The organism is Dyella silvatica, from assembly GCF_026283955.1.
Taxonomy (GTDB): domain Bacteria; phylum Pseudomonadota; class Gammaproteobacteria; order Xanthomonadales; family Rhodanobacteraceae; genus Dyella_C; species Dyella_C silvatica.
Map to the genome: position 1 here is coordinate 1 of NZ_JAPDPE010000192.1, position 5033 is coordinate 5033.

5 protein-coding genes are annotated in these 5033 nt (G+C 60.2%); 3 read left to right on the forward strand and 2 right to left on the reverse strand.

Annotated elements, in window-relative coordinates; genetic code table 11:
* Window positions 1–108: 108 nt before the first annotated feature.
* Entirely contained in the window at window positions 109–1482 is a 1374-nt protein-coding gene (locus tag OUZ52_RS22170) for a sensor histidine kinase (RefSeq protein WP_266160769.1), read from the reverse strand.
* Complete coding sequence (locus tag OUZ52_RS22175; RefSeq protein ID WP_323135390.1) at window positions 1475–2233, reverse strand: response regulator transcription factor; 759 nt, start codon at window positions 2231–2233, stop codon at window positions 1475–1477. The genes OUZ52_RS22170 and OUZ52_RS22175 overlap by 8 nt, the downstream gene beginning before the upstream one ends.
* A gap of 155 nt (window positions 2234–2388) precedes the next feature.
* Between OUZ52_RS22175 and OUZ52_RS22180 the strand changes: the two genes are divergently transcribed.
* The 3 genes from OUZ52_RS22180 (at window position 2389) to OUZ52_RS22190 (ending at window position 4827) form a co-directional block, all read left to right on the forward strand.
* Entirely contained in the window at window positions 2389–2679 is a 291-nt protein-coding gene (locus OUZ52_RS22180; protein WP_266160770.1) for a hypothetical protein, read from the forward strand.
* A 76-nt stretch (window positions 2680–2755) separates the two neighbouring features.
* Window positions 2756–3238 (forward strand): transcriptional repressor, encoded by a 483-nt coding sequence (locus tag OUZ52_RS22185; RefSeq protein ID WP_266160771.1) that lies wholly within the window; start codon window positions 2756–2758, stop codon window positions 3236–3238.
* Between the two features lie 188 nt (window positions 3239–3426).
* Window positions 3427–4827: a YncE family protein gene (locus tag OUZ52_RS22190; protein ID WP_266160772.1), complete on the forward strand. Its 1401-nt coding sequence runs from the start codon at window positions 3427–3429 to the stop codon at window positions 4825–4827.
* Window positions 4828–5033: the final 206 nt, after the last annotated feature.

Sequence of the window (5033 nt, forward strand, 5' to 3'; positions counted from 1 at the left end):
AGACTGATCATGCGCACGCGCGTACGGCGGCCACCTTAATGTCCGGGTCAGGGCGCCCATAGTTACCATTTGGAAAGGTTGGATTTAGAAATGGCAGGTGCGACAGGGTCAGCTCTGCGGCAGCGCGATGATCACACGCAGGCCGGGCTGTGCGTTCTCCAGCGTCAGCCGGCCACGATGCAAGGCTACCGTGGCCGCGACGATCGATAAGCCCAACCCGTTGCCGCGCAGGCTGCGGCTGCTGTCCGCGCGAAAGAAGCGCTCGGTGGCGCGCTCGATCGCATCGAGCGGAATGCCCGGGCCGTTGTCGCAGACCACGATGCGGGCATCGGAGGGCTTGGCGTCGATGGGGTCAGCGTCTACCCGTATTTGAACCTGCGCGCCGCGGCCGGCATATTTCAAGGCATTGTCGAGCAGGTTGGCGAGTACGCTGGCGAGCAGATCGCGGTCGGCATGCACCATCGGCTCGCCGTCTACCGTCAGGGTCAGCTGCATGCCTTCGTTCTCGGCCGCGGGTTGATAAAGCTCGAGCAGGTCGCTGGCGACTTCACCCAGTGACAGTAGATCAAACGGCTGCCGCCGCACGCCGGATTCGGCCTCGGCAATTTGCAAGAGTTTGTCGAACACCATGATCAGCGCGTCGATCTCGTCAATAGCGTATTGGGCGCTGTGGGATAGTTTGTCCGCGGGCTGATGCAGGCGAAGCGCATCTTCCAGCGAGCCGCGAATACGCCCCAGTGGGGTGCGCAGATCGTGGGCAATGGCGTTGGAGACGTTTCGCGCGGTATCCATCAGCCGCTCGATTTCTTCCAGCATGGCATTGACGTCATGGGCGACGATGGCGAACTCGTCTTGCGACTTGCCCACTTCGATGCGCCGATCCAGATGGCCGGCTGCGATCTCGGTGGTGGTGTGGTGAATCGCCATAAGCTGGCGCTGCAATTGCGCACGAAACAACCATGCACCGGCGGCTGCCAGTACCAGGGCCATTAATCCGCCTAGGCCAAGAGCGGTCAGTACCATGCGCTCCAAATCGTGTTGATCTTGCAGGTCGCGGCCAACCACCAGGGTCGTGCCGTCCTGAAATCGATAGCTGAGCAAGCGGCTGATCGAATCGCGCCCTAGTCGTTTCACCTGCTGCCTGACCAATTGATCGTTGACCGTGGCCAGGGTTGGCCATGCGGTGAGGTTGCCGGCTATTTTTTGTCCCGCCGGATCGATCAGCAGATACACCTCGGTATCGACATCCTGGTTATCGGTGAGCAGGGCATGGATTTCGCGCTCCAGCGCGGCGGCCCCGCCTTGTTGGCGAATCTGGATAAGGCGGTGCGATGTCACGGTCAATTGCTTATCGATATTGCGTGCCAGCAGGCCTGCGGTACCGACATAAAACACGGTGGAGATCAGCGCGACCGAGACCATCAACAGCAAGCCATAGCCGACGGTCATGCGAAAGACGACGGAATGACGAAAACTAGCCATGATCGGCAGGGGCTTGAATGGTGTAGCCGACTCCGCGCACGGTGTGAATCAACGCGATCGCGAAATCTTTGTCGACCTTGTTGCGCAAGCGACTCATCTGCACATCGATGACATTGGTTTCGGGGTCGAAGTGGTAGCCCCATACCGCCGATAGCAACATTTTTCGCGACACGACTTGACCTTGGTGACGCACCAGATATTCCAGCAGCAGGTATTCCCGTGGCTGCAAAACGATGGGCTTGTCGCCACGAAACACCCGGCGGGTGCGTGCATCGAGGCGCAGGTCGGCGACGGACATCTGCACCGGTTCGTTTTGCAGGCTGGCGCGGCGGATCAGTGCTTCGATACGGACGTTGAGTTCATCGAACGCAAAGGGTTTGGTCAGGTAGTCATCGCCGCCGGCGCGAAGTCCGCGAATGCGTTCGTCCAGGCTGCTCAGCGCGCTGAGGATAAGCACCGGAGTGCGGTCGCCGCGCGAGCGCAGCGTGGCAAGCAGATCGAGTCCGTCGATGCCGCCCGGCAGCATGCGGTCCAGCACGATGACATCCCAGGGGCCTTCGCCAGCCCGGCTTAGCCCGCTGTTGCCGTCATGACAAAGCGCCACCACGTAGCCCGACTGCTGCAGGCCGTCATGGATAAGTTGCGCAGTGGGTTTGTCATCTTCAATCAGCAGGCAGCGCACGGGTATTCCTGAAACGGTCGATCCTGTAACGATGGTCTTGATGCCGCCGCCCTCGGCGAGGCGCATCATGGCAGTCATCGTAATGGCATGGGCGGGTTCTGTGTTCGGGAGTAACAAACGTATGAAAAAGTGTTTTTATGCCGATGATGGTGGCGCTATTCGTCGGCTTGAGGCTGATCCCAGCTTCGTTTCTGGCTTAGCTCGCCCCAAGGTCTGGCCGTAGCATGGACGAGTTATTGGATAAGGCGATGCAGGGCGTCGATCCCGATGCCCCGGGCGCTTTCTGGCGGGTGTTTTCCAATCTGATGGGTTTGCTGCCGTGGAATGCGCTGTTCTGGTGGAGCGTGGGGTTTGTGGTCGTTGGCGCCTTGCTGGGTTGGTGGCGCGGGCGCCTGGCCGAGGGGGTGATCTGGGCCGTGGTACTGGGGCCGTTCGGCTGGTTCGTGGTGTTGGCGCGGCCAGTGGCCAAGCCCCGTGCCGAGCCTCCGCCGCTGCCGCGCAAGGCCCGGCCATAAACCCCCGGTCATGAACGCAACGGCACAAGCGCTAGGCCCCGAGTGACCGGTGTATGATTCGCGCGAGGTGAAAGCATTGAATCAGAACGCAACCAGCAAGCCGCACTCCCATCACCACCACGATGACGCCAAGGGCTTCGTGCAGGCGGTGGAGCATGCCAGTGAAGAACGCGGTCTGCGTTTGACCCCGCTGCGCAAAGAAGTGCTTGAACTTGTCGCTGCGGCAGGCAAGCCGGTCAAGGCCTATGACCTGCTCGACCAGCTGCGTGACCGGCATGGCAACGCGGCGCCGCCGACGGTTTATCGCGCGCTCGATTTTCTGCTTGAGCATGGCTTTATCCACAAGCTGGAATCGATTAACGCCTTTGTCTCCTGCCATCACCCGGCCGAGGCGCATCAGGTGCCATTTCTGATCTGCGATGTATGTTCCAGCGCGCAAGAGGTTTGCGATGAGCGTGTCGCCGAACTGATCGAGGCCCAGGCCAAGGCTTTGGGTTTTCGCCCGCAAGCGCAGACGCTGGAAGTGCACGGTATCTGCAAGCAGTGCCGTAAAGACTGATCCTCTCAGCGTTGATTCTTTTAAGATCGTGAAAGGCATGGATTTTCACGTCATCGTCACTCCTACGCCGGTAAGCAGGGCCACCAATGTGGTGCTCTTCAGGGGGAGTGATCGCTATGCGTATGTACCGCAGGGCAAGTGTTTCGGCTGCTCGGACGTGGGTCAGTGGCTTGTTGGCACTGCTGCTTATGGCCAGTTATGCATCGACGGTATGGGCAGATTCGGTTTATGTGCCTGACACGCTGTCCGATTCGGTAGCCATCATCGATCAAGCTAGTGGGCTGGTTGTCGCTACCGTGCCGACCGGATCGCATCCTGGGCAGGTGGTGATTTCACCCAGCGGCGGGCGCGGCTATGTCGCCAATAGCATGGGTAACTCGGTGACCGTGTTTGACACGATCACCTATCAAGTACTCGCCACCGTTCTTCTTCCGCATAGTGCGCTCGCACTTGCTATCAGCCCGAACAATGCACGGGTCTATGTAACCGGTAGTGACACGACCGGTACGCGCGTGACGGCGATCGATACCAGTAGCAATAGCATTGTCAGTAGTAGTGGCTACTTGACCAGTCCACTGACCGATTTGGCGGTGTCGCCCGATAGCACGCGTGTCTACGCGGTGGATACCCTCACTTTCAAGACCATCGATGCCACGACGCTGGCAACGCTTAGCAGCGTGGCGGTCGGTGCGGGTTATTTGAAGGCGTTGGTGTTGAGCCCCGACGGAACGCGTGCTTATTTGATCGACGCGGGAGCCAGTTTTCCGCAGTTGATCGTAGTGGGCACGGCCAATGGCGTCGCCGCATCCACGACCGGTTTGACCTATGTTCCAGAGGCCCTGGCTATCAGCCTGGATGGACAGTCGGTTTATGTCGCCGCGGACAAGGTCGTGACGGGCGGCATGGTCAGCAATATCGCGGTGATGGCCACCGCCAGCAATACCGTCGTGGCCAACATCGCCGGCACTTCTGGATATAGCGGTATCGCGGTATCGCCCGATGGCAGTAAGGTCTATGCCAGCGATGACGCGAATAGCGCGGTGCAGGTTATCGATGCCGCCAGCCGAGCCGTCACGGCGCAAATTTACGTGGGTAAATATCCCGCGCGTCCGGCCACGGCACGGCTGACACCGCATAACGTGCTGCTGTACCTGCACAGCACCGATGTCGCCAGCGTCAACGGTAGTTATGCGATGACATCGACGCCGGTTTCGGCGCCGGGGCTGAGCCTAAACCTGTTGAACAATCCGAGCTGGGCTTCTGACACCGTCTTCAGTGGCAGCTTCAGTACGGGCTCTACCTTCCAGCTGTCGCTACCCTGTGTGCTTGGGCTAGGCGTGGGGGTGACTTATACGCTGGCCAAGACCGACGCCAGTGGCGGTCATGTCGTGACCCTGGGAACGGGTGGTGGCCTGCTGTCGCTGTGCTTGCTTGGTTCGCAGGTCGTCACGATTCCGGTGTCCAGTGTGCCGGTATTGAACGGAGAGCGTTTGAAACTCTCGATTGCCAGCGTGCTGGGTCTGAACTTGCCTTTGGCGCCTAATAACGGTGCGGTCTTGCAGGCGACGCAGTTCATCGGATCGCCTTGATAACGGCATACCTCCGGCGCTCGAAGGCGCCGGAGGCATGGTGGGCTAGGGCCTGTTCACGCTATTCGCGTAGCCCGCGCCGGGATCTGTTTGCGCGCAGGGCAAGGAAGAGTGAGGGAGTGTACGTCCGTACACGACCGAGCGATGATGCCGCCCTGCGGGCAAACAGACCCGGCCCTTCGGGTTGTCGTTGAGTGGCCGCCATG

Excerpts from the sequence above, each read along its gene's own strand:
- OUZ52_RS22190 (WP_266160772.1), top strand. The coding sequence starts at position 3,427 with ATGGCCAGTTATGCATCGACGGTATGGGCAGATTCGGTTTATGTGCCT.
- OUZ52_RS22180 (WP_266160770.1), top strand. The coding sequence starts at position 2,389 with ATGGACGAGTTATTGGATAAGGCGATGCAGGGCGTCGATCCCGATGCC.
- OUZ52_RS22170 (WP_266160769.1), bottom strand. The coding sequence starts at position 1,482 with ATGGCTAGTTTTCGTCATTCCGTCGTCTTTCGCATGACCGTCGGCTAT.
- OUZ52_RS22175 (WP_323135390.1), bottom strand. The coding sequence starts at position 2,233 with ATGATGCGCCTCGCCGAGGGCGGCGGCATCAAGACCATCGTTACAGGA.